Below are 24,693 nucleotides of genomic sequence, written 5' to 3'. Positions count from 1 at the left end.
TTGAACCGAACAAAGTCATTATATACCTAGTTTTATTAGTTGTCAACAATTAAATTGGTATAGTCATAAAAGATGACTATCTTCAATTTGTCAAGTAAAAACTTATTATCAGATAATCTAAATCAATTTTTCTTAACAACTATTTAAATGAATAAAAACGAAATTTGTTATACCACTTCCAATTAAACTCTATTTTCCTTTAAAGAACAAAATTTCGCTAATAATTCAGATTTTTTTATTTCTGTGATTTGTAAAACCACTGTAGAGATTATAGAGCTTTTTGAGTATACACAAAAAGTCCCATAAAAATTGTACTGACCCCAAAAAGTTAGACAATTAATTTATCCAAAGGATTTAGTTCTGTATTGCACAGGACTGAGTCCTTTTCTACCATTTGTCAAGCATATCAAGGCATTTGATAAAAAAATAGATTGAATTACATAGTCAAACTAAGGAGTTTGTCTATTTTTGAACTAAAGTTTAGTGTAAAAAGTGCACGCAAAAACAACACCTTACCTAGTGGTTTTTTGATAAGGTGTTACAATCATATGGCATAAACAATTTTACCGATTTTGGGTAGAAGTATAATCGTAAAGCTTGTTATGTGTTATGAGGTAATACATTGTTCTAATGAGACGATGTGTAGAGGCAATCGTGTGTGGTTTGGTTGAAGTCACTTGCGATTGTCTTTTCCGTTTCTCATAGAAGTCTGCTATATGACAAGGATTGGTGTAGCCAGCTGAAGCTATGTTATGAATGCACTTAAAGAGAACCTTTATGGCATAGGGATTCCCACGTTTGGTGATATGTTCCTTTGCTAGAAAGTCCCCAGATTCATAGTGGCTGAGGTCAATGCTGATCAAAGCATTGATTTGATTGGCAGAATGAAATTGACGAATGTCACCAAGTTCGCCAATAATACTTGTCGCTGTGGTTTCAGTGATTCCAGGAATAGAGAGAAGAATCTCGTATTCTGGCAAAGGTTGAGCCAAAGTTACCATCTCCTCTAAAACGCCTTGTCTATATTCAGAAAGCCTAAGTAACTCCCCTGCATAGTATTTGATCTCTTCCATCATTGGAGAGGTTTTCTTGACCTCACAATAAGACTGATTAGCTAGTTTTGTAAGCTTATCTACTAAGTAAGTCACACGTTTTTCAGAGATGCGTTTTGCCGTAGACTGACGGATGATAGCTGTTAATTCGGCGTCATCTAACTCCAGTACAAAACTATTACATGGAAAAGTCATGACCAAGTTCCAATATTGTTCCCACAGTTGGTGAAGATAAGATGTTTTACAATTCAGGAAAAGAGACCTGTAGAACCTTGTGCAGACGATTTTTAGCGCAGAAAATATCCCCAGTAAGATTCTGATAGAAATGGCTGAGGTCGCGTAATTCTTGATAAAGCACTTCTTGGACATAGCTTGGTTTACGATTGAGGATGAACTGAGACGTAGCTAGTTTTTCAGCGTCAATCTTATCTGTTTTACGTACTCGTAAGCTATCTAGTTGTTTTTGTGATTCTAAGGGCTTGAGCAGATTATCAGTCAGGCTTACCCATTAGCTAAACAACAACGTTGCTTGATTCATATTAGTCGAAATCTGGCTAGTAGGGTGAAACGATCTGATCGAGCGGTTATTCTGGGGTAATTTAAAATGATTTATCGTGCTGAAAATTTAGAAATGGCAGTACAAGCTTTAGAGGACTTTATCGCCGAATGGAAACCAAAGTATAGGAAAGTCACGGAAAGCCTGGAGAAAACGGATAATCTTTTAACTTTTTTTCAGTTTCCCTATCAAATTTGGCACAGCATTTATTCGACAAACCTCATTGAGTCTCTTAACAAAGAAATCAAACGTCAAACGAAAAAGAAGGTTCTTTTTCCTAACGAGGAGGCTCTGGAACGTTACTTAGTTACTTTGTTTGAAGATTATAATTTCAAGCAAAGTCAACGAATCCATAAAGGGTTTGGACAATGTTCTGACACACTTGAAAGCTTATTTGATTAGCACTCTATAACTCTACTTGAGTGTTTACACAAAATTATTGACAGTATCATAAAGTCGAAATCAACCTCTGATTCCAATTGGCGAAGAAAGTGATCTTCTGGGACCAATTCGTCTATCGTATAGAAGCCATATTGGCAGCGATGATAATCAGGTTTTTCTTTGTGAAACATAGCTAGCACCTCACAACTTTTCTTACCTCTATTATACAACTTTACAAAAAGAAAAGCCCTTAGAAAAGTGTCTTCTAAGGACTTTGTCTTCAATCCGAACCTCCCCTAAGGGAGGCTGCGTTTAGTTTTAGGCTGCTGCTTTGATAGTTTACAGGATTTGATTTTCTATCCTACTTGAGCTACTTAGAAAATCTGAATGGTAGAACCTTTCTCAATTACTACTGCTTGGTCTGCTGCAACATGGAGAGTGCCCGGCAGACTGCCCTCTTTTGAACCATCAAAAGAAATAGTGATATGGCCCAGTCCAGTTAAATTTTTTTCTACTACATTTCCCACGGCAGTAATCGAATATTCCTGATTATCTACCACCAGCTTGCCGCCTTCTAGTATTGAACCTAGCAGATTTTTGTTATCAATCTTAAAACAATACTCTGCTAAGTCTCCCGGAGCTTCTTCTCCAAATAAAATGAGCATATTAGCGTCTTGAATCATATTCTGAGCTTCAGGTCCCACTTGAATTACTTTAGCTTCAAAAATTTTCTTCATCTAATTCCGATCCATCCTTTCTCTAATCTTTCATGTTCCTAATAGATAAGTTTAAGATACTATTTTTTATATGTGTGCACAACCTAACCATGCTCTACTGATAAAGACCAATACTAGCGACCCAAGCTACTAAGACCCGAGGAACACCATTGAGAAAACGTGAATAGAGAACAGAAGGGACACCAACCTCAACAGTTTCAGCTTTCGCCTCAGATAGCCCAAGTGCTACAGGAATGAAATCACAGCCATTTTGAGTGTTGATAGCAAATATAGCTGGCAGAGCCATTTGAGGCGGAATATTTCCTTTTCCGATTTCGACTCCAATTAAGGTTCCGATAATCTGACTGATAACAGCTCCAGGGCCCAACAAAGGAGATAAGAATGGCAAGGAACAGATAAAGCCAATCAAAATGAGTCCCCAAATGTTCCCAGCTAGAGGAACCATTAGTTTTGCCAGCCAATTTCCAACACCAGAACCCTGAATAACCCCAATTAGTAAAGAAACAAAGGCCATGAAAGGAATAATAGTATTGAGCATTGTTTGGATGGCTTCACGAGCAGCCTGGTTGAAAGTCGCAACAACCTTACCAGCCCCCATCCCAATTCTTGCTACAATACTTGTTTCTGCTTTTTGTTCTGTGATTTTTTTACTAGTATCGTAAGTTGGTTTTTCAGTAACCACCGTTGTCGCTTTTTCATCTTCATTAGCAGCGGAAATTTGATCAAGACCAACTGCTGATACATAGATTTCCTCTGTAATATACTGAGCTAGAGGTCCGCTTTTACCTGTAGCGACAATATTGATCGTCGGAATCCCCTTCTTAGGATAGATTCCACAGCGAAGAGTTCCGCCACAATCTACAATTGCCAAAGCAATTTCCTCATCAGGAATAGATGTTTTAAATCCATTAACAGCTTCCATACCTGTCAAATCAGCAATTTTATCCACAATATCTGGCTTTTCTCCGCCGCCAGTGATATAGATAAATTTATGCTTTGCCTCACTAGGAGTAATGACCAAAGGTCCTCCGAAACCGCCATTTCCTTTAACAACTTTTATACTCTTATATGACATAAATTCACTCTTTCTATCAATCAAATGTTTTACTCAAGGTAACCCCTTGCTGTTTCGCAACATAAGCAGTTGTAAAATCTGTTACCCAGCCACCTACAAAGTTCATGACAATCCCAACAAGCATGTAACGAATGGCTAAGTCCATTTGACTCAAGCCTAAAGTTTGAATCCCTGTCGCGATTCCCATCCATACAAACAATTCCCCAGGATTGATATGCGGAAATACACCATTTGAAGTGTGGCAGAACTGCATCTGAGCTGCTACAAAACTAGGTTTATAATATTCTGGTAAAAAACGTCCCATACTGATTGACATCGGGTTCCCCAGCATAAAGGCTGAAATGAAAGGTAAAATCATATACCGGCTAACAGGATTTTTGGCAGAAATCTTAGCCAGGGAATTGACCTTCTCTTCTCCCAAGAAAGCGATAAGGGTATTCATTGCAATCAATAGCATTAGGACAAGCGGTACAATATTTGTCATCCAGCTAATAAAGGTTTCTCCACCTAATTGGAAGAGTTTCATAAAATTCTCTGCAAATTTTGTAATGTGATTCATAAGGAACCCCTTTTCTTATTTTTTTTTAATAACTGTTTAATAGATAATTGTAAGTAATTCGCATAAAAGCCAAATCCCAAAAAAGAATCAGATGAACTTGTCTCTTTCTCAATACCTGCCTCATGCAAAAGATAGACTTTTCTAGCATCTTCTATGGCTGATTGCATCAACTTATTTTCTTTTCTCACAAGAGGATTATACTTGTCAAAATAATGGATGTCTTCTCCAACATAATCGTCCATATTTTGAAAACGCGCTAAGATTGTGACTCCTTGCATTTTGCTAGCTTTAAGAACCCGACCGTTTTCATCAACCGCGAACATGACAATCGTACCGGATTTGATTCTTCCGGACTTCCTGCCAATCGCTACGCGACCCAGTTTTCGGAGCATCGTATAGGTCTTATTGAAGTCTTTGAGTTGCTGCCAGCCGAGGAACATTTGAAATATATAAGCTGCCATTACAAATACGGCGAAAATTATTAGCGAATTCATTAAAATACTCCTTTGCTCTTAGAAAATGATAGAAACTCTGTCTCTGTTTCTACCGATCTCAATGCCTCTTTCAGAGAAGGCTCTCCTGCAATTCTAAAAATATCATCATACAATTCCAGTAATTCACTTTCCATTTTTGTTTCAATTTCTGAGGGAATGGCGACTAGAAAGATAAATTCAATCCATTCATCTCCTTTTTGATAAGGCTCTTCTAGTTTTCCAAACATTAAAATAGTCTTTGCATAACCCTGGTTAATTGTATGGGGGAAGGCAATTCCTCCACCAAAAATGGTTGATTGCTTTTTCTCCCTATCAATTATCCGTTCTATAAAACCTTTATCAATCATCTGAAGTTTCCCTAACTCTGCAACCATATTTAGCAAGTATTGCTGATAGGTTTTTTGGGGGCTTAATCGAAGAAAGCGTAAGCTAACTGTTTCTAGATTTTTTTGATGAAAAGCATTGGCTTTCTGCCATTCTTCCTGCAGCCATTGATCATCAAAAAGATGATTAACTTGAATGACTGGAGATTTAGAATCTTTATATTTTAGAGGAACTGTCGTAAAAATCGCGAAATAGTCCTGATTCAATTCCACATTAAAATCCTCTTCAGAATACTGAGTAATGTCTACATCATTTCCAAGGACTCGTCTGAGTTGCTGAATAATCATCGCAGCGGTTCCTCTTCCTGTTGTGCAAACTACAGCTATCTGCTTGCGAGAACCCTTAACAGCAGAATTTTGCTTTCTTAAAATCATTTCAAAATACAAAGCCAGATATCCGATTTCAGATAATTCCAATTCTGAACCCAAAATTGCAGATAGTTCTTCTCCAGCAATTTTCGCCATTTCAAAAGCAAAAGGATATTGAGTTTGAACCTCGCCATGAAATATATCATTAGCTTGCACATGGAAAATCAGTCGATTGATTAAAGCGCCTAGATGAGACTTTATTTCTTCAAATAATTCTTCATCATCAAAGTGAACCAACATTGTTTCTTTGACTTTCTTGACAATCCCTTGAAAAATGTTTGCAACCTGTTCAGATTGATAAGACGGCTTGCTTAAAGTGTCAATAAAACGGACATTAAACGGAAAACACAAAAAGTCTATTTCAAACTGACTGAGGGAAATCTTATAAGTCATCTCAATATGATAGATTAATTTCTCAGCCAAAGGTGTCTCTGTTAAATCATTCTTATAATAAGGAATAGGACAATTCAACACCTTAGATGTATGAATACGTTCCACCATAATTGAAATGGTCTTTCGAAGGAGTTCCTGTGTTTCTTTAGGGATTTTATAGTCCTGGACTAGCGTCTCCAGAAAAGAAGAGGTTGCCTCAGTGAGTGTCCTTTCTTCAAAGTAAGGAGCCACTTGGTGAATATAGAGCAAGCGCAAATTCAGCTCGCTCCCCAAGACCTCCAGCCCACGGTTGGGCTTTCCTGAAATAGTAATAGAGTAACTCTCTGCCAAAGATTTTACTTGTTTTAAATCCTTATTAAGGGTACTTCTACTAACACCTACTTCCTCAGCCAAGTCGTCAATAAGAAGAGGGGAGGTTGACTCAATTAAACGTTTTAGCAAATAGGCAATTCTTTTACTGGAAGAATTGAAGTCACTCTCCTGTTTTAAACTACCAGATAAAATCCTTTCCAACTCTGTATAGTCATACACTTCCAACATTAACAGATCATCTTGTGAGATAATCTGGATATTAGGAGCCAAAACATCATTTAATTGTTGGATACTCTTTTGCAAGGTTTGCAAACTAATATCCAGTTCTGAGCGCATATCTACCAAGGAATAAGTTGGCTGCGAAACCATTTTGTCTAAAATATTATACCATCGATTTACTAAGGTCAACTCTCTTCCCCACCTTCATTGTTTTATCCGCGAGTTTTACCTCCGGCAATATTTGTAGTGACACCTGTTATATAGCTAGAACGGTCTGAAATATAGAACGCTACAAGATCAGCTACTTCACGTAGTTTCCCACTCCGTCCCAATGGAGTCGTTGAGGTTGAAGCATAACCAGCTCGAATATCTTCTACCGTCTTTCCACGGGTATAAGCAAGAGCTTCCTCATAAGAAAGAGTTCGAAGTCCCGTAGCTTCCATAATTCCTGGAGCAATTCCAACCACACGTACACCATGCTTACCAAGCTCTTTCGCCCATGAACGAGTGTAACTATAGACTGCTGCTTTTGTTGCAGCATAGGCACTTTGTCCTTCAGAACCTTCCAAGCCTGCTTCTGAAGCCATGTTCACAATTACACCTTTTCCATTTTTCACTAAAATACGTCCTACTGCCTGACTAACCAAATACAAACCTTTTTGATTAATCATTGTTATTTTTTCGAACGTCTCATCGTCCAACTCGTAAGGACCTTTAGGATTTTCTGCATCGATTAATAATCTAGGTACATTAATCCCCGCATTATTGACTACCGCATCAATATTGCCAAATCTTTCAACTATTTTAGCGACTCCTGCTTCTACTTCAGAGCGAGAAGTTACATCAACTTTTACAAATAATAGATTCGGGTGACGCAAATCGTTGTCGCTAAGATCAAAATTCGCTACATTGACTCCTAATTCCAACAATTCTTCGACTATTGCCTTACCAATCCCAGATGACGCACCCGTCACAAGAACTGTTTTGCCTTTAATGTCTAACCAATCATTCATTTTGATACCTCTCAAATTTTATTTACAAGGCAATTATACAGCGCTTTCATAAAAGAATTAAGACACTCTTTTTTACACTGTTCAAAAAATTAATAAACTAATTAAGAGGCTTGTACTAAAAAATCCACTAGAAATGAACTTGTGGATCTTTTTATATTCTAAATGAACTCAAAGCATATGAGAATCAAAGACGTGCATTCAACTCAGCACCAAGCTCTTCAAAGCCTGGTTTACCAAGCAAGGCAAACATATTCTTCTTGTATGCTTCCACACCTGGTTGGTCAAATGGATTGATACCATTCAGGTAGCCAGAAAGAGCAATAGCTAACTCAAAGAAGTAAATAGTATAGCCCAAAGTGAACTCATCTTGCTCAGGCAGGGTCACAAACATATTTGGCACTCCGCCGTCTGTATGAGCTAACAGCACTCCATCTGTTGCTTTCTTATTGACAAAGTCAACATCTTTTCCTTGCAGATAGCCAAGGCCATCCAAGTCTTCTGCTAATTCAGGAATCAACACATTTTTGCGAGGCTTATCTACACGAATAACTGTTTCAAAGAGGATACGAGTTCCTTCTTGAATAAATTGCCCCAAAGAGTGCAGGTCTGTTGAGAAGTTCGCTGAAGTTGGGTAAATACCTTTTTGGTCTTTACCTTCTGACTCACCAGCCAATTGCTTCCACCATTCTGAGAAGTATTGCAATGATGGTTCGTAGTTAGCTAGAACTTCTGTCAGATAACCTTTACGGTACAAGATATTGCGTACAACTGCATATTGATATGCTTCATTTTCAGCCAACTTATCAGAAGCATAAGCCTTGCGAGCAGCATTTGCTCCTTCCATCAACTTGCTGATATCAGCCCCTGCAGCTGCGATTGGCAAGAGTCCCACTGCTGTCAATACTGTAAAACGACCACCAACACTATCAGGCACTACAAAAGTATCCCAGCCATTAGCATCTGCTTCAACCTTAACTGCACCTTTAGCGCGGTCTGTAGTTGCATAAATCCGTTTATTTGCTTCTTCCTGACCATACTTCTTAACCAAGAGTTCTTTGAAGACACGGAAAGCAATAGCAGGCTCTGTAGTTGTTCCTGACTTAGAAATAACGTTGACAGAGAAATCTTTGTCTGATACATAGTCTACCAAATCAGCCAAATAGCTTGATGAGATAGAGTTTCCAGCATAGAGGATTTGAGGTGCCTTACGTTCTTCCTTGCTTTGTAGATTTACAAAAGAATTATTCAAGAAATCAATCGCTGCACGTGCCCCTAAATAAGATCCTCCAATACCGATGACGATTAACACTTCACTATCAGATTGGATTTTAGCAGCCGCCTTTTGAATACGAGCAAATTCATCTTTATCATATTCTTCAGGCAGATTCAACCAGCCTGTCATTTCTGCTCCGGGACCTGTTCCGTTTCGTAGAGCATTATCTGCTGCTGTAACTTGTGCTTGCATGTATTCCACTTCATGTGGTGCAACAAATTTGTCTAATACTTTTGAATAATCAAATGTAATATGAGCCATTAGTTTCTCCTTTAAAAAAATCAATTCTACCCTTTATTCTACTCTTTTATTTATCTTTTGACAATACTTTTTACCCTTATTAGGTCAAGATAGGCTACAGTTACTATCTAAATGCAAGGTCTGCTTCAAGGCCATAGTGATCACTTACTAGAGGTTGATTGTTTCCATCAAAAATGACACTAAGGCGATTTACTGTCCACTCTTGGCTTGCAAAGACATAATCGATACGTAAAGGCTCTTCATTGCCCTTCCAGCCATCGATACCAGGTCCAACTGTATAGCTACCAGTTGTTTCTTTAGCTACTTCAAAACTATCTTGAAGATTGAGTGGGCTAGCCAAAATGGCTTGATAACCTTCGCGACCTGCTGGGTTGTTAAAGTCACCTGCTAGGATGAGTGGTTTTCCAATAGCTTTGAAACGTTCCTCAATACGTACCCACTCTTCTTGGAAACCTTTGTCCCACCATGAAAGGTGAACACTAGCAACAGCCACTTCTCGGCCATCTACAGTGGTTTCAGCAACTGCTACACGGCGTGTATGGTAGTCAGTTGGATCATCAACATCTGAAACCAAGATTTCGCTAGCTGTCAATGGTTGACGTGACAAGACGGCAACCCCTTCATTAAGGTGATCATAACCAATGTGATTATAAGCCCAAGTCCAATGGTATTGAAGACCTTCTTCAGCCAACTTTTCCACAAGAAGACGGACAAAGTGATCTTGGTGGATTGGTGTTGCTGATGGAAGTGCATGATAGTAATCATCCGTGTCTACAACAGAAGTCTCTATTTCTTGGTTAACTTCTTGGAAGCAAATAATATCATACTGAGCTTTAAGAATCTGTTCCTTTAAGGTTTGGAATTTCCCTTCTGCATCTTCTTCCATCCAACTGTGGGTATTTAAAGTTAGAAATTTCATAAGTTTATCCCTCTTCTGACTTGCATCTAGAAATGACATAGGGTCATTTACAAACAAAACAGCCCAAGGGCTGTCTGCTTGTTTATCGTTTAGCAAATTAAAGTTCTACTTTTGCAACTGGAGCGTTAGCAGCCAATTTACCTGTATGTTCTACTTTAACTGATTTGATTGCATCTACATTTGTAAAGACAACAACTGTAGATGTTTCACGACCTGCTTCACGGATAGCATCAAGGTTCGCTTCAACCAAGAGATCACCTGCAGCAACTGTTTGACCTTCAGTAACTTTAACGTCGAATGGTTTACCTTCAAGACTAACAGTGTCAAGTCCGATGTGAACCAAAACTTCAAGACCATTGTCTGTTACCAAACCAAGAGCGTGTTTAGTTGGGAAGATGCTTGTCACTTTACCAGCTACTGGTGAAACGATTTTACCGTTTTCTGGTTCTACAGCGAAACCGTCACCCATCATTTTTTGTGAGAATACTGGGTCTTTAACATCTTCGATGTTGATAACTTGACCATCAGCAACTGAATGTACTTCGTCAGTCACACCTTTGAAGGTAGCTTCTGCTTTTTGAACAGCAGTCATTTGACTTGGAAGTGTTTCAGGAATAACTTCACCTGAATCAAGAACGTCTTGAATATCAGATTTCAATACGTCTGCTTTAGGACCATAGATAGCTTGAACCCCTTGTCCTTTCATGACAAGACCCATAGCTCCTTCAGCTTTCCATTGTTCTTCAGTTCCGACTTTATCAGCATCTTTAACAGTAACACGGAGACGAGTCATACATGCGTCAACGTCGACGATGTTAGCACGTCCACCAAGAAGGTTGATGATGTTGATAACTTGTGAGCTTGCTGAGCTTGTTCCAGCACTTGCTGATCCAGCAGATTCTGATGGAGCATCATCACCTTGCTCATAGTTACCGTTACGTCCTGGTGTAGCGTAGTCAAATTTCTTAATCATGAAGTTCGCGATGAAGAACATGATAACACCAAAGAGTACAGTTACCCAAATGAAGTTAACGATATCCATCGCCAAACCAGCGTTAATAGCAAGTGGTGTACGTGTCAAGAACTCGATAGAACCGAATGAGTGAACACGAAGGTTAACGATATCAGCCATGGCAAAGGCACATCCTTGTACCAAAGCATAAACGATGTAAAGTGGAGTAGCCACGAACATGAACATGTACTCGATTGGCTCTGTTACCCCTGTCAAGAATGTTGCAAGTGCAGTTGCAGTCAACATCCCTTTGTATTGATGTTTTTTATCATCATCGACGTTACGGTAGATGGCTACGACGATACCCATCAAGATACCGAATGAACCGATCATTTGACCAACTTTAAAGCGGGCTGGTGTAACAGATTCAAGAAGGTGTTTGTATTGTTCTGGGTGTGCACCTTTAAGGTTTGCAAGGTCAGTAACCCAAGCAAGCCAGAGTGGGTCTTGACCCAATACTTCAGTACCTTTAGCGGCACCAGTCAATACGTGGTAAGTACCACCCAATTGAGTGTAGTTAATTGGGATAGTCAACATGTGGTGGAGACCAAATGGCAAGAGAAGACGTTCCAAAGTACCGAACAAGAACGGTGCCAAGATTGGAGCAGTTTCTTTTGAGTTGGCAATCCACATACCGAAGCCGTTGATTCCTGATTGGATAACTGGCCATACGATAGCAAGGACGATAGCTGCGATAGCTGAACGAAGAATAACTACGAATGGTACGAAGCGTTTACCATTGAAGAATGACAAAGCTTCTGGCAATTTACGGAAGTTATAGTATTTGTTGAAGGCAGTAGCTCCGATGAAACCAGAGATGATACCTACGAACACACCCATGTTGAGGGCTGGAGCTTCCAAAACACTGATGAAGTAATCAGATACCTTGATTGATTGACCAAAAATGGTGTGGACTGTAGCAGCCTTATCAGCAAGAATATCTGAAGTAACACCAAAGATTGAACCAGTCAAACGGTTAATCAAGATAAAGGCAAGACCTGCCGCAAAGGCACCGCCTGCACGTTCCTTAGCCCAGCTACCACCAATGGCAAGGGCGAACAAGATGTGAAGGTTACCGATAACCCCCCAACCAATCTGCTCAAGAAATCCACCAGTAATAACGAGCGGTGCCATGTTTGGATTAATCATGGCAACTGTTTTACCGAGTGAGATCATGAGACCTGCTGCTGGCATAACCGCGATAACAACCATGAGGGCTTTACCGAATTTTTGCCAGAACTCAAAGCCAAATTTTTCTTTTAGCTTATTCATTTCATTTCCTCCTACGTTTTGATGCAAACGTTTGCATAACTTATGTAATTATTATAGCATCTTTTTACGATTTGTAAAGCGTTTTCGTAAACTTTTTTTGAATTTTTTTACAAATTTAAAAAACCCCAGAAAAACCGGGGTTACTTGATTATTTTTAAGCCATAAGGACCATCAAAATTGGAATTACAATCATGGTAGCAAGGGTAGTCTCAGTAACCATGACAGCAGCGTAATCACTATCAGCCCCATATAGTTTAGCAACGACTGGAGCATTGGTCATGACAGGCATAGCCGACTGTATGATAAAAACTTGCTTCATCAAGGTTGGGAGGGGCGCCCAATATACGATGGTAGCCATCAAGAGAGGAGCAACCACAAAGCGTCCCAGCAAAATCAGTAACTGGTCCTTTTTAAGAACCAACTGCTTGACACCTGCATTGGATACTGACAAACCGATGAAAATCATAGATAGAGGAGTCGTCAAACTACCTAAATACTGCAAGTCACTGGCTAAAAAGCTTGGTAATTTAATATGGAGGATAACAATAATAAGGCCTAACATGAAGCCCATTAGAGGGGGGGAGAAGATTTTTTTCAGACTTGTTCTTAAATCAAATTCAGCGTCTCCTTCCCCATCACGTTGGATGAGGTAGGTCCCCAAGGTCCAGAAAAAGGTCGTATTGCACATATAATAGATAAGAACATAGGGGATACTAGCATCGCCAAAGAGGGCTTGATTGATAGGGAGCCCCACAAAAATGGTATTCGAATTAAAAAACATGGAAATAAAGAGACCACGACGCTCCTTTTTCACTGCAAAAATTCTAGCCACCGCTGTCGCAATCCCAAGTAAGATCACCATAGAAAGTGTAGGAAAACGCAATTCCGGCAACATTTTAAGTAGATCTGCCGCTGTGAAACGCTGTGTAATCGTATAGAGCATATAACAAGGAAGGGCAATTTGAGTGACTAGCTTAGCTATAAGACCACGTGACTTGTCGTCAAACCAGCCTTTTTCACCCATTACGAATCCCACTAAAATCATACCCAAAATGACTAGGATTCCCGATATACTCGTTAGAAAGATTTCCATGTTTTCTCCTTTTTGTTACTGTTGCAATGATAGTGGACACCAGAGAAATATAATCATCATTTCTGCCTAGAAAGCTACCATTCTTATTTTAACTTCTCTCAAAAACCACTTTAGTATATCACAAAAAGAGCTTGATTTCTCAAGCCCTTTTCTTCTATTATCTATTCTGCTTTTAAGAGAGGTTCAAAGATTGATACCAGACCAAAGAAAGCGATAAAGATAAGGGTAATAGTGGCACTAGCTGGTGTTTCCCAATAATAGGAAATAAAAATACCAGAGAGCATGCCAACCAAACCAATACCAATAGCCCAGAAAATGACAGATTTAAAGGTTTGACCTATTTTCATACCAATAGCTGCTGGAAGAATCATGATGGTGGAAACCAAAAGTGACCCTGCTGCTGGAATCATCAGGGCAATCGCTATCCCTGTCACAATATTGAAGAGGAGAGACATGAGACGAACTGGCAAGCCATCCACATGAGCGGTGTCCTCGTCAAAGGTTAAAAGATACATAGGACGAATAAAGAGTAAGGTCAAGACCAGTACAATAGCCGCAATAACAAAGAGGGCATAGACCTGTTCAGAGCTAATGGTGATGATAGAACCAAAAAGATAGCTATCCAGACTCATGCTACTGCTACCCGCCTTGTTACTAAGAATAAGAGCCACTGCCAACCCCATTGACATGAGGATAGCCGTTGAAATCTCCATATAATGCTTGTAACTGACCCTGAGATATTCCAAAACCAAAGCGGCAATAACCACAACCACAAGGGTCATCCAAGTGGTTGATTGTCCCAAGAAAATCCCAACAGCCACCCCAGCTAGGGACACGTGACTCAAGGTATCGCTCATCAGACTCTGACGACGAAGAATTAAGAAGAGCCCCAAAATCGGAGAAAATATACTGATAGCAATCACGGCGAGAATAGCACGTTGCATAAAATCATAGGCTAATAATTCACTAATCATGTCTGTGCTCCTCTCCATCCTTTTCATGAACATTGAAACAACGCCAAGGCAATTTCTGATTACGAACCAGATGAATATTACGGTCTGTGTACTCTTTGACTTCCTCTGGGTCGTGGGTAATCATCAAGACCGACTTGCCATGCTTGTGAGCCGAGTGGTGCATGAGTTCATAGAAAGTATTAGCTGTCCCTGCATCCATACCCGTTGTTGGCTCATCCAAGACAAAGATATCTGGATCTGAGGCAAAAATACGAGCAATAACAGCACGTTGCTTCTGGCCACCTGAGAGACGCCCAATTTGCTTGTGACGATTTTCCCACATACCTACAGACTCAAGGGCACGTTGAACGTGTTCCAAGTCGTGCTTCGTCAAACGACGAAACCACCCCTGACGAGGATAACGGCCAGACTTCACAAACTCGTAGACCGTGCTCGGAAAACCTGCATTAAAGCTGGCAATTTGCTGGGGAAGATAGGCCATACGAAGCTTTTTACCATCTTTATTGGTTTCAGAGATGGTTACAGTTCCCTTCTTAGGCTTGAGAATTCCGAGGGTAGCCTTGATAAGCGTTGACTTGGCAGCTCCATTTTCCCCAGTCAGGGTTACAAACTCCCCAGAATCCAAATGATAGTGAATATTGTCCAGAACGGGCTCCGCATCATACTGGAAGCTCAGTCCTTCAACTGTAATATAGCGCATCTTATTCCTCAATTTTTTCTGCTAATTCTGTCAAGAAACGTCCAATAACCTGACGCTCTTGATTATCAAACTGATCCAATACAGACCGATAAACCCCCAAGGTCTCTTGGTGGTGTTCCTCATGCTCCTGGGCAATAGGCTGAGCCTCTTGTGTCAAGACAAAGTAGGTCACGCGCCCATCATCCTTGTCTTTCTTAGCCTCCAACATACCCTCTTTGACCAAGGTTTTAACAGCCTTGGTAACAGCAGCCTGACTGACATTTAAGGTCTTTGCCAACTCCGAATTGGTCTTGCGACCCTCAGCCAAAAGCATGAGAATATGTTCCTGAGTATTAGTCAATTTGACTTGACTACGGCACTGCCCAATAAGGAGCTCATGCTGATTTTCAGACTTGAGCACGATTTGATTAATCAATTGATTGACTTGTTCTTCTAGTTCTAGCATTGCTTTCTCCATTTACTTAACCAGTTAATTATATCGAAAACACAGAGATTTTGCAAGGGAAGAGCAAGAAAAAGATTGGCAGTGCACGGTCATCAATATCAAGGAAGAATAAGAGTAAAATAAAAACCTAACCAAGCTGGTTAAGTTTTTATCAGATATAGAGTTATCGCAAAGTTGCAAAGATTTCTTCAACCTGAGCAACAGACTCGGCACGTGAGACTTCGCCACGAACCTTAGCTGCTCCTGCTGTTCCACGAAGATAGTGTGGTGCAAGACCACGGAATTCACGGACAGCAATCTTTTCACCTTTAAGGTCTACCAAACGTTTGAGGTGGTCTTCGGCGATGTCCAATTTCTTATCAAATGGAAGTTCTGGCAACTCCTCTCCTGTTTCGAAGAAGTGGTTGATTTGCGTGAAAATGTAAGGATTATTCATGGCTGCACGACCAACCATAACGGCATCTACACCAAGTTCTTCAATCATAAGTTTAGCGTCTTGAACGCTACGAACATCGCCATTTCCGATAAACGGAATCTTAGTGACAGCCTTAGCAACACGGGCCAAAGTCTCGTGATCACAGTGACCTGTGTACATTTGCTCACGAGTACGGCCGTGCATGGCAAGGGCAGAAACACCTGCAGACTCAGCTGCAAGAGCGTTTTCCACAGCCAAATCACTATTTGACCAACCCGTACGCATCTTAACAGTCAAAGGAATATCAAGTACTGACGTTACTTCCTTGACAATGTGGTAAATCTTGTCTGGATCCTTGAGCCACTTGGCACCAGCTTCATTTTTGACTACCTTATTGACCGGACAACCCATGTTGATATCAACGATATCAGCCTTGGTATTGGTCTGGATAAAGTCAGCCGCACGCTTCAAGCCCTCAGCATCACCACCGAAAAGCTGAATAGACATTGGATGCTCATTCTCATCAATATGAAGCATGTGGAGGGTCTTCTCATTATTGTAGAGGAGCCCTTTTTCAGAGATCATCTCCATAACCACAAGACCAGCACCAAATTCCTTGGCAATGGTACGGAAGGCCGAGTTGGTCACACCTGCCATCGGAGCTAATACTGTACGATGAGGAATCTCTACGTTTCCAATCATGAAGGACGAATTAAGTTTAGTCATTGATGAGTTCCTCCAAGTCAGCTTCTGAAAATTCATACTTGGTTTGGCAGAATTGGCAGACGATTTCAGCACCATGGTCCTCGTCTTTCATAGCTTGAAGTTCATCCTTACCAAGTGTCAAGAGGGCATTTTCAAAGCGTTCACGTGAGCAATCACACTCAAAGCTAAGCTCCTCTTCAGACAAACGTTTGAAAGGTTCATCCCCATAAATGGCATTCAAGAGAGCTTCGATATGGTCATCAGACTCCAAAAGCGTTGAAATGGCTGGCATCTCTTGGATGCGTTTTTCGTAACGAGCGATTTCTTCCTCGCTAGCTCCTGGCAAGACCTGAAGCATGAAGCCACCAGCAACCTTGACCTTGTCCTCTTCGTCAAGAAGTACATTAAGACCTACAGCAGATGGCGTTTGCTCAGATTCTGTCAAATAGTAGGCAAAGTCTTCACCGATTTCACCAGAAATAAGTGGTGTTGATGACGTGTAAGGATTACCAGTTCCATAATCGATGATTGAAACAAACTGCCCTTGTCCCATGAAAGGACCGACTAAGACTTCACCGGTCGCTGTTTTCTTGATGTCCACACCTGGATTTTGGATGTAGCCCTTAACATGTCCTTTGGTATCGGCTACAGAGATGATATGCCCAAAAGAGCTGTTCCCGATAACTTTAACCGTGATTTTGCTCTCACCTTTTTGGTTAGCAGCCAGGATTTGATTGGCAATAAGGGTACGCCCCAAAGCGACTGTTGATGATGACAATGTATTGTGTTTTTCTTGTGCGGTTCTAACTGTTTCAGTGCTATCAAGAACGTAAGCGCGGAAAGAACCTGATTCTGAAATTGTTTTTATTAATTTATCCATAGTGACTCTATTATAACACAAAAAAGAGGGTGGAAAAGTCGTAAACGCTTGGCGTTTCTCTTCCACACTCTCTATCAAACTACCATGAAAATTCGGAAAGTTTAGCTTTCCAGTCCATTATTTGGCGATTATCAAGCTGATGTTTTTCTTTTATTAATGGCGGCAAATTCTCCAAATACTCCATATAGACGCTGACAAGGAGATTATAGTCATTAGTCGTCAAACGCTTGAGTTGACTATGAATGAAGGTAGTTGCCTGATCATACTGTTCATGGATTAACAAGTCGTCAATGTAGTCATTGCCATCAATCGTGTGACCTTGCTCGTCCTCCACCTGACCTAAATCAATGTCTAAAGTCTCAAATTTAAAAGCCTTACTGACCACATTAGCTGTTCCTCGAATTTGATTGAGTAGCCAGTCACTGTTATACACTCCCATATTAGTCCCCTCCATTACTTGCTATTCAAATCTATTATATCTTTTTAAATAAAAGTTGTAAACGCTTTCTACACTTTGCAAGTACTCTGTTCCTAACAGTTATCTATAGCCCATCTCCTGATTTTTCAAGCAAAACAAAAAGGACCATCTGGTCCCTTTAGATTATCAGAGTTTTTACCCAACTGATCCTTCCATTTCATAACTAATCAAGCGGTTAAGCTCAACAGCATATTCCATTGGAAGTTCTTTGGTAAATGGTTCCACAAATCCCATAACAATCATCTCTGTTGCTTCTTGTTCTGAGAGTCCACGGCTCATGAGGTAGTAGAGTTGCTCTTCAGAAATCTTAGAAACTTTAGCTTCGTGTTCAAGGGCAACTTGTGAGTTGTGGATTTCGTTGAATGGGATAGTGTCTGATTTAGACAAGTCATCCATCAAGATGGTATCACATTCGATGTGAGATACCGATTTCTTAGAATCCTTGTTGAATGTGACTTGTCCACGGTAGTCAACCTTACCACCATTACGAGCAATTGATTTAGAGACAATAGATGATGATGTATGCGGTGCATTGTGAATCATCTTAGCTCCTGTATCTTGGTGTTGACCCGCATTGGCGAAGGCAATTGAAAGCATGGTACCACGCGCACCTTCTCCATCAAGGTAAACAGATGGGTACTTCATAGTGACTTCGGCCCCAAGGTTACCATCAATCCACTCAACAGTCGCATTTTTCTTAGCGGTAGCACGTTTAGTTACCAAGTTGTAAACGCTATCTGACCAGTTTTGGATAGTTGAGTAGCGCATGTAGGCACCATCAAGCGCAAAGATTTCAACGATAGCCGCATGAAGGCTAGCCGTTGTGTATGTTGGCGCTGTACATCCTTCAACATAGTGAACGCTGGCACCTTCATCTACGATGATAAGGGTACGTTCAAACTGAGCAGTCGCTTCGTTATTGATACGGAAGTAGGTTTGAAGCGGAATATCCACCTTGACGCCTTTAGGTACATAAATAAAGGTACCACCTGACCAAAAGGCAGAGTTAAGGGCCGCAAATTTATTGTCTGTTGGCGGAACCAGTTTTGAGAAGTACTTCTTGAAGAGCTCTGGATGCTCTTTAAGAGCTGAGTCCGTATCTGTAAAGATAATACCCAACTTGTCATACTCTTCTTTCATGTTGTGGTAAACCACTTCTGATTCATACTGAGCTGAGGCTCCAGCAAGATAGGCACGCTCTGCTTCTGGGATACCAATACGTTCAAAAGTTTCCTTGATTTTCTCAGGAACATCCTCCCAGTCACGAGCAGGTTTGTCTGATGCTTTTTGGAAATATGTCAAGTCATCAAAGTTAATGCCAGAAAGGTCTGGTCCCCACTCTTGCATGGCCATTTTGTTAAAGGTTTCCAATGATTTCAAGCGGAATTCAAGCATCCACTCAGGCTCCCCTTTTTCAGCAGACATGGCACGGACCACATCCTCACTGATTCCTTTTCCTGTTGAAAAGACTGGTGTCACATCGTCATGGAAACCGTATTTATATTCCCCCAAATCAATGGGTTTTGGTTCTACTTTTTCATTTGTTTCAGTCATAGTATTTTCCTTTATTAAAGGTTTGATTCGTTTTCCTTTTTGCTTGGGCAAGGAGGCTAACTGCTCCCTGACTTCCTAAAGCTCGCTTCTCTCTATAGCTTTTTTAAGGGCATTCCAAGAGAGTGTTGCACATTTGATACGTTGTGGAAATTTAGAAACCCCCGCCAAGAGCTTGGCTTCGCCTAGCTTATCTTCATCTTCATGATCCCCTTGGATCATAAGAGAGAAAATCTCCGCTAGTTCCAAAGCCTCGGCCTTGGTTTTTCCAATAACTGCATCCGTCATCATACTTGATGAAGCTGTAGAAATGGTACAACCATCACCAGCAAAGGCAATGTCTTCAATCACGTCACCATCAAATTTAACTGACAGATTGATAACATCTCCACAAGTCGGATTATTCAGTTGAAGTTGCTCCACATCAGGTAGAACACCATGATGGTGAGGGCTCTTAGAGTGATCGGCCACAACAGCCATATATAAACTATCTAGTCTAGAGAGTGCCATTGAAAAACTCCTTCGTCGCAAGAATTGCCTCTACAAGCTTGTCGCAATCCTCTTTAGTATTATAAATATAGAAGCTTGCTCGGGCAGCTGATGAGATTCCTAAATGATTAATTAAAGGCTGAGCACAGTGGTGACCCGCACGCACTGCCACTCCTTCATAATCAAGAGCTGTCGCCACATCATGAGGATGAAGCCCATCAATATTAAAGGCAATTACACCTGCATGCTGGCTAGGATCTTCTGGACCGTAGACTGTCAAACCATCAATAGCTTGAAGCTTAGGCAAAACATAGTCTACCAATTCTTGCTCGTAAGCATGAATATTTTCCATACCTAAAGCAGAGAGGTAGTCCACAGCAGCACCAAGAGCAATAGCCCCCGCAATGTTAGGTGTACCAGCCTCAAATTTCCAAGGCAATTCCTTCCAAGTGGCTTCCTGTTCGTAAACAAAATCAATCATCTCACCACCGAATTCAATAGGATTCATCTGGTTAAGAATCTCTTCCTTGCCATAAAGAACCCCAATCCCTGTTGGGCCTAACATCTTATGTCCAGAAAGGGTGAAGAAATCACAATCCAAATCCTGAACATCAATGGCCATGTGGGGCGCCGATTGGGCACCATCCACCACCATATAGGCACCAACTTGGTGGGCAAGCTTGGCAATTTCTTTGACAGGATTGATGCAGCCTAAAACGTTAGAGACCTGAGCTAGACTGACAAATTTTGTCTTTTCAGTAATCTTGTTAGCCAAATCTTCCATATCCAATTGGCCATCTTTCAAGTAGGCATAAACAAGTTTTGCCCCCGTCTTCTTACAAGCTTCCTGCCAAGGAATGATATTTGAGTGGTGTTCCATAATTGAAATAACCACCTCATCTCCTGGCTCAAGAACCTGCTCTGCAAAACGACCAACCCAGTTAAGACCAGTTGTCGTTCCACGTGTAAAGAGGACCTCTTTGGTTGATTTAGCATTGATAAACTGACGAAGCTTTTCACGACTAGCTTCGTAAGCAGCTGTTGCACGCTCAGCCAAAGTGTGCACACCACGGTGAACATTGGCATTGTCCTCATGATAGTAGGCCATGAGAGTGTCCAAGACTACTTGAGGTTTCTGAGTCGTTGCTGCATTATCCAAGTATACCAAAGGTTCATCATTAACTACCTGATCTAAAATGGCAAAATCTTGTCGAATCTTATAGGCATCTAAAGCTGACATCTTATCTCCCTATCTAGATATATCATAGGTTAGACTATCTGCGTCGATAGTTCCTAACGTTTGTTTAGTTTTGTATCAGTTACAGAAATCATTTCATCGCGCACTTCTTTAACCGGGATTTCAGTAATAACTGCTCCCAAGAAACCGCGAATAACCAAACGTTCTGCAGTGTCTTGATCAAGTCCACGACTCATGAGGTAATACATATCCTCTGGATCTACCTGACCGATTGAAGCAGCATGCCCTGCTGTAACTTCATTTTCGTCAATCAAGAGAATTGGGTTAGCGTCTGAACGTGCCTTGTCAGAAAGCATAAGCACACGGCTTTCTTGTTGTGCATCAGCACCCTTAGCACCTTTGACAATGTGACCAATACCATTGAAAGTCAAAGTACCACGTTCCAAAATAACACCATGTTGTAGGATATGTCCCACAGAGTTGTTACCATAGTTCGTCACACGAGTATCAATCCCTTGAACCTGACGACTTGATGAAAGACCAATAACCTTAAGGTTGGCATGACTTCCATTGCCAATCAAGTCACTATCAAAGTCAGCAATAACATTGCCCTCGTTCATGATCCCGAGAGCCCAGTCAATGCTGGCATCACGACCGATACGACCACGACGACTAATATAAGTTGTGACGTTTTCACCCAAACGGTCAATAGCCGCAAACTTGACTTGTGCACCGTCTTGAGCAATAACTTCCACAGAAATGTTGGCACTAGCTTTTTCAGTCGCTTCACCTAGCGTTTCAAAACGCTCAAGGTAAGTCAATTTACTGTTTTTACCAGCCACAATCAAAACGTGTTTGTTAAATGGAACATTTGAAGTTCCATCTTGGTAAAAATAACTTTCAACTGGCAAGTCAATTTCAACATTGTCTGGTACATAGAGTACTGCTGCACTATTGAAATAAGCATAGTTATAAGCTGCCAATTTGTCCTCGTCATAGGCTACAGCCTTACCAAAGAAGGCTTCAACGACTTCTGGGATTTCCTCAAGAGCAGTCGTAAGGTCTGTGAAGACCACACCTTGACTAATCAAGTCAGCTGGCAATTGTTCAAGTACAGTATTTGTTCCTACTTGGACCAATTTAGGGTTGTTTCCAAGCGCTGTAAAATCAGGCACATTTGCTGATGGTTCATTTTCAGTAATCGTTCCATCACCGAGATTCCAACGGTGGAATTTAACACGCTCAATTTTTGGAAGAGCCAAACTTTCAATCTTATCAAAGGCTGCTTGACGAAGGTCTTGCAACCAAAGTGGCTCTGCCTTTGCTTGTGAAAAAGCGATAATAGATTCTTTTGACATAGGTTACTCCTTTTCTAGTTATTTCGAGTAACAGACTTACGCTTCTTCGTGGTACTCGTAACCGAGCTCTTCAGCGATTTTCGCATAACCTTCTTGCTCAAGACGAGCAGCCAATTCAGGACCGCCTGAAAGAACCACTTTACCTTCCATCATTACATGTACGACATCTGGAGTGATGTAGTTCAAGAGACGTTGGTAGTGAGTGATAATCATAGCACCGAAGCCTTCGCCACGCATAGCGTTAACCCCTTTTGAAACCACTTTAAGGGCATCGATATCAAGACCTGAGTCAATCTCATCGAGAAGAGCAAACTTAGGTTCCAACATAAGCAATTGAAGAATTTCGTTACGTTTTTTCTCACCACCTGAGAAACCTTCATTAAGGTAACGCTCAGCCATTTCTTCACGCATACCAAGCAATTCCATCTTTTCATCCAATTTAGTGATGAAATCAAGAACAGAAATCTTTTCGTCATCTTCTTTACCAGCGTTCATAGCCGCACGGATGAACTCAGCGTTTGTGATCCCTGGGATTTCAGCTGGATATTGCATAGCAAGGAAAAGACCTAGGCGTGCACGTTCGTCAACTTCCAAGTCAAGGATGCTTTCACCATCAAAAAGGATGTCCCCTTCTGTGATTTCATAGTTTGGGTTACCCATGATAGCAGCTGAGAGGGTAGATTTACCAGTTCCGTTAGGACCCATGATAGCAGCAATCTCACCAGTTTTAAGAGTCAAATTAAGACCCTTCAAGATTTCTTTATCTTCAACAGAAACATGAAGATTTTTGATTTCAAGTACAGACATTGTATACTCCTTTTTCATATATACAGCGAGCACTTGCTCGCTAATTTGCATTATTTTTTTGAAAATAGTCTTGCTATTTTCTAGAAAATAAAAAGAGAACTTCCATTTTCCTTAATTAGAATCATTATAACAAAAAAGCCATTACTTGGCTTTTCAAATGTTTAATTTTTTCGCCCTTGCTTCCATTTTAACATGGTTGCTTGGCGATAATCACTATTCCCGATAAATTTTAGGAAATTGAAGAGAGGTGTTCGACCAACGCCCCAAATCTCAAGCCCTTCAATCAGAATTTCCATTCCCAAAAGTAAACTCAAGAGCAAGAGAATACCACCAAGACGGCTAGAAACATTTAACAAGAGGGCAATCAATGAAAAGAGGATAGCGATGGCATAGACCACTAGAACCGCTCCACGATGAGTAAAGCCCATAGCTAGAAGACGATGATGCAAATGCATCTTGTCAGCTTCCATAGCTGGGCGCCCTGACAACTTACGGCGGACAATAGCCACCACTGTGTCAACAATAGGCACTCCAAGGATAATAACAGGTGACAAAATAGCCACCGCTGTCGCATTTTTCAACCCTTGCAATGACAAGACACCAATCATAAAGCCAATAAAGAGCGCCCCTGTATCACCTAGATAGATAATCGCTGGATGATAATTGTAAGGGAAAAATCCCATAATGGCAGCCACCAAGACAAAGATGGTCATGGTCAAGAAAATATCAGTGTCATAGAGGAAGAAATAAGAAATCACCCCCATAGTCATAAGGGAAATGATAGAAACTCCTCCAACTAAGCCATCCAAACCATCAATCAGATTAATGGCATTGGTGATGGCCGCAATCCATAACACCGTTAAAATCAAGGTCAAGACCGGCCCAAAATGAATCATGGGACCACCAAATGGAATCTTAAAGCTATCAAATCGGAAGTCTGTAAATGCCCAAACGATGACAGCTCCAATGACAATACCAAGCATCTTAGGTAGAGGCTTTAATTCCAAGATATCATCAATGAAACCAGTCAGAGCTACGACAGATCCTCCTACAACAACCGGCAAAATGTACCTGATGTAAGAAACATGCCAGATATCCTTATGAATAATCATAGGCATAAAGACCAAGGTCGCTAGTACAAAGGCCAACAAAATAGCTAGACCACCAGCACTAGGCATTGGCTTTTTATTGATACGTCTTGCATTGGGATTGTCAACAGCTCCGACACGTAAGGCCAAAGAGCGTACCAAAGGAGTCGCCACAATGGCGATCAAAAAGGTCCCAATCAAAACGAATATATAGTTAATGGTCCAAGGCATG

22 protein-coding genes and 2 pseudogenes are annotated in these 24,693 nt (G+C 40.8%); 1 reads left to right on the top strand and 23 read right to left on the bottom strand.

Annotated elements, in window-relative coordinates:
- Positions 1–563 precede the first annotated feature (563 nt).
- Positions 564–1,536: pseudogene (locus tag H7T93_RS02455) on the bottom strand (transposase); the annotation flags it as partial.
- Between H7T93_RS02455 and H7T93_RS02445 the strand changes: the two are divergent.
- Positions 1,528–2,010, top strand: a pseudogene (locus tag H7T93_RS02445) (transposase); the annotation flags it as partial. The pseudogenes H7T93_RS02455 and H7T93_RS02445 sit on opposite strands and share 9 nt — an antisense overlap.
- A 353-nt stretch (positions 2,011–2,363) precedes the next feature.
- Here H7T93_RS02445 and H7T93_RS02440 read toward each other — a convergent pair.
- The 22 genes from H7T93_RS02440 to H7T93_RS02335 form a co-directional block, all read right to left on the bottom strand.
- Complete coding sequence (locus H7T93_RS02440; RefSeq protein ID WP_022496545.1) at positions 2,364–2,726, bottom strand: PTS glucitol/sorbitol transporter subunit IIA; 363 nt, start codon at positions 2,724–2,726, stop codon at positions 2,364–2,366.
- Positions 2,727–2,820: 94 nt separating this feature from the next.
- Positions 2,821–3,801 carry a PTS glucitol/sorbitol transporter subunit IIB gene (locus H7T93_RS02435; protein WP_022496544.1) on the bottom strand — a complete coding sequence of 327 codons (981 nt, stop codon included), beginning with the start codon at positions 3,799–3,801 and terminating at the stop codon, positions 2,821–2,823.
- 16 nt (positions 3,802–3,817) lie between these two features.
- Positions 3,818–4,360 (bottom strand): PTS glucitol/sorbitol transporter subunit IIC, encoded by a 543-nt coding sequence (locus H7T93_RS02430; RefSeq protein WP_022496543.1) that lies wholly within the window; start codon positions 4,358–4,360, stop codon positions 3,818–3,820.
- On the bottom strand, positions 4,357–4,854 hold the full coding sequence (locus H7T93_RS02425; RefSeq protein ID WP_022496542.1) for a transcriptional regulator GutM: 498 nt from the start codon (positions 4,852–4,854) through the stop codon (positions 4,357–4,359). Before H7T93_RS02425 ends, H7T93_RS02430 begins: the two co-directional genes overlap by 4 nt.
- Complete coding sequence (locus H7T93_RS02420) at positions 4,854–6,680, bottom strand: BglG family transcription antiterminator (RefSeq protein WP_079119902.1); 1,827 nt, start codon at positions 6,678–6,680, stop codon at positions 4,854–4,856. The genes H7T93_RS02425 and H7T93_RS02420 overlap by 1 nt, the downstream gene beginning before the upstream one ends.
- Before the next feature lie 62 nt (positions 6,681–6,742).
- A complete protein-coding gene (locus tag H7T93_RS02415; protein ID WP_022496540.1) occupies positions 6,743–7,543 on the bottom strand; it encodes an SDR family oxidoreductase in 801 nt (266 codons plus the stop codon).
- Between the two features lie 184 nt (positions 7,544–7,727).
- Positions 7,728–9,077 (bottom strand): glucose-6-phosphate isomerase, encoded by a 1,350-nt coding sequence (locus H7T93_RS02410; RefSeq protein ID WP_022496539.1) that lies wholly within the window; start codon positions 9,075–9,077, stop codon positions 7,728–7,730.
- Between the two features lie 103 nt (positions 9,078–9,180).
- On the bottom strand, positions 9,181–9,996 hold the full coding sequence (locus H7T93_RS02405) for an endonuclease/exonuclease/phosphatase family protein (RefSeq protein ID WP_037600399.1): 816 nt from the start codon (positions 9,994–9,996) through the stop codon (positions 9,181–9,183).
- A gap of 97 nt (positions 9,997–10,093) precedes the next feature.
- Entirely contained in the window at positions 10,094–12,280 is a 2,187-nt protein-coding gene (locus tag H7T93_RS02400) for a PTS transporter subunit IIBC (RefSeq protein WP_049529337.1), read from the bottom strand.
- A 154-nt stretch (positions 12,281–12,434) separates the two neighbouring features.
- A complete protein-coding gene (locus tag H7T93_RS02395) occupies positions 12,435–13,373 on the bottom strand; it encodes an AEC family transporter (protein ID WP_002889783.1) in 939 nt (312 codons plus the stop codon).
- A 161-nt stretch (positions 13,374–13,534) separates the two neighbouring features.
- Positions 13,535–14,347: a metal ABC transporter permease gene (locus H7T93_RS02390; protein ID WP_037598920.1), complete on the bottom strand. Its 813-nt coding sequence runs from the start codon at positions 14,345–14,347 to the stop codon at positions 13,535–13,537.
- Positions 14,340–15,047 carry a metal ABC transporter ATP-binding protein gene (locus H7T93_RS02385; protein WP_037597367.1) on the bottom strand — a complete coding sequence of 236 codons (708 nt, stop codon included), beginning with the start codon at positions 15,045–15,047 and terminating at the stop codon, positions 14,340–14,342. The genes H7T93_RS02390 and H7T93_RS02385 overlap by 8 nt, the downstream gene beginning before the upstream one ends.
- 1 nt (position 15,048) lies before the next feature.
- Entirely contained in the window at positions 15,049–15,492 is a 444-nt protein-coding gene (locus H7T93_RS02380) for a zinc-dependent MarR family transcriptional regulator (RefSeq protein WP_037597364.1), read from the bottom strand.
- 163 nt (positions 15,493–15,655) lie between these two features.
- Positions 15,656–16,633 carry a tRNA dihydrouridine synthase DusB gene (gene dusB, locus H7T93_RS02375; protein WP_198463515.1) on the bottom strand — a complete coding sequence of 326 codons (978 nt, stop codon included), beginning with the start codon at positions 16,631–16,633 and terminating at the stop codon, positions 15,656–15,658.
- Positions 16,626–17,492, bottom strand: coding sequence for an Hsp33 family molecular chaperone HslO (hslO, locus tag H7T93_RS02370; RefSeq protein WP_002883609.1), 867 nt, complete (start codon positions 17,490–17,492; stop codon positions 16,626–16,628). Before hslO ends, dusB begins: the two co-directional genes overlap by 8 nt.
- 79 nt (positions 17,493–17,571) lie before the next feature.
- Complete coding sequence (locus tag H7T93_RS02365; RefSeq protein ID WP_201041614.1) at positions 17,572–17,931, bottom strand: hypothetical protein; 360 nt, start codon at positions 17,929–17,931, stop codon at positions 17,572–17,574.
- A 174-nt stretch (positions 17,932–18,105) separates the two neighbouring features.
- Positions 18,106–19,524, bottom strand: coding sequence for a Fe-S cluster assembly protein SufB (gene sufB / locus H7T93_RS02360; protein WP_002883666.1), 1,419 nt, complete (start codon positions 19,522–19,524; stop codon positions 18,106–18,108).
- Between the two features lie 75 nt (positions 19,525–19,599).
- A complete protein-coding gene (gene sufU / locus H7T93_RS02355; protein ID WP_037597354.1) occupies positions 19,600–20,031 on the bottom strand; it encodes a Fe-S cluster assembly sulfur transfer protein SufU in 432 nt (143 codons plus the stop codon).
- Complete coding sequence (locus H7T93_RS02350; RefSeq protein WP_002886438.1) at positions 20,018–21,250, bottom strand: cysteine desulfurase; 1,233 nt, start codon at positions 21,248–21,250, stop codon at positions 20,018–20,020. Before H7T93_RS02350 ends, sufU begins: the two co-directional genes overlap by 14 nt.
- Positions 21,251–21,303: 53 nt before the next feature.
- Positions 21,304–22,566 carry a Fe-S cluster assembly protein SufD gene (gene sufD, locus H7T93_RS02345; protein ID WP_201041613.1) on the bottom strand — a complete coding sequence of 421 codons (1,263 nt, stop codon included), beginning with the start codon at positions 22,564–22,566 and terminating at the stop codon, positions 21,304–21,306.
- Between the two features lie 36 nt (positions 22,567–22,602).
- Entirely contained in the window at positions 22,603–23,373 is a 771-nt protein-coding gene (sufC, locus tag H7T93_RS02340; protein ID WP_002883600.1) for a Fe-S cluster assembly ATPase SufC, read from the bottom strand.
- A gap of 161 nt (positions 23,374–23,534) precedes the next feature.
- Entirely contained in the window at positions 23,535–24,692 is a 1,158-nt protein-coding gene (locus H7T93_RS02335) for a glycosyltransferase family 4 protein (RefSeq protein WP_201041612.1), read from the bottom strand.
- Position 24,693: the final 1 nt, after the last annotated feature.

This window comes from Streptococcus sp. 9.1 (assembly GCF_016648815.1).
Classification (GTDB): domain Bacteria; phylum Bacillota; class Bacilli; order Lactobacillales; family Streptococcaceae; genus Streptococcus; species Streptococcus salivarius_E.
This window is presented reverse-complemented; position numbering and strand designations above follow the sequence as displayed.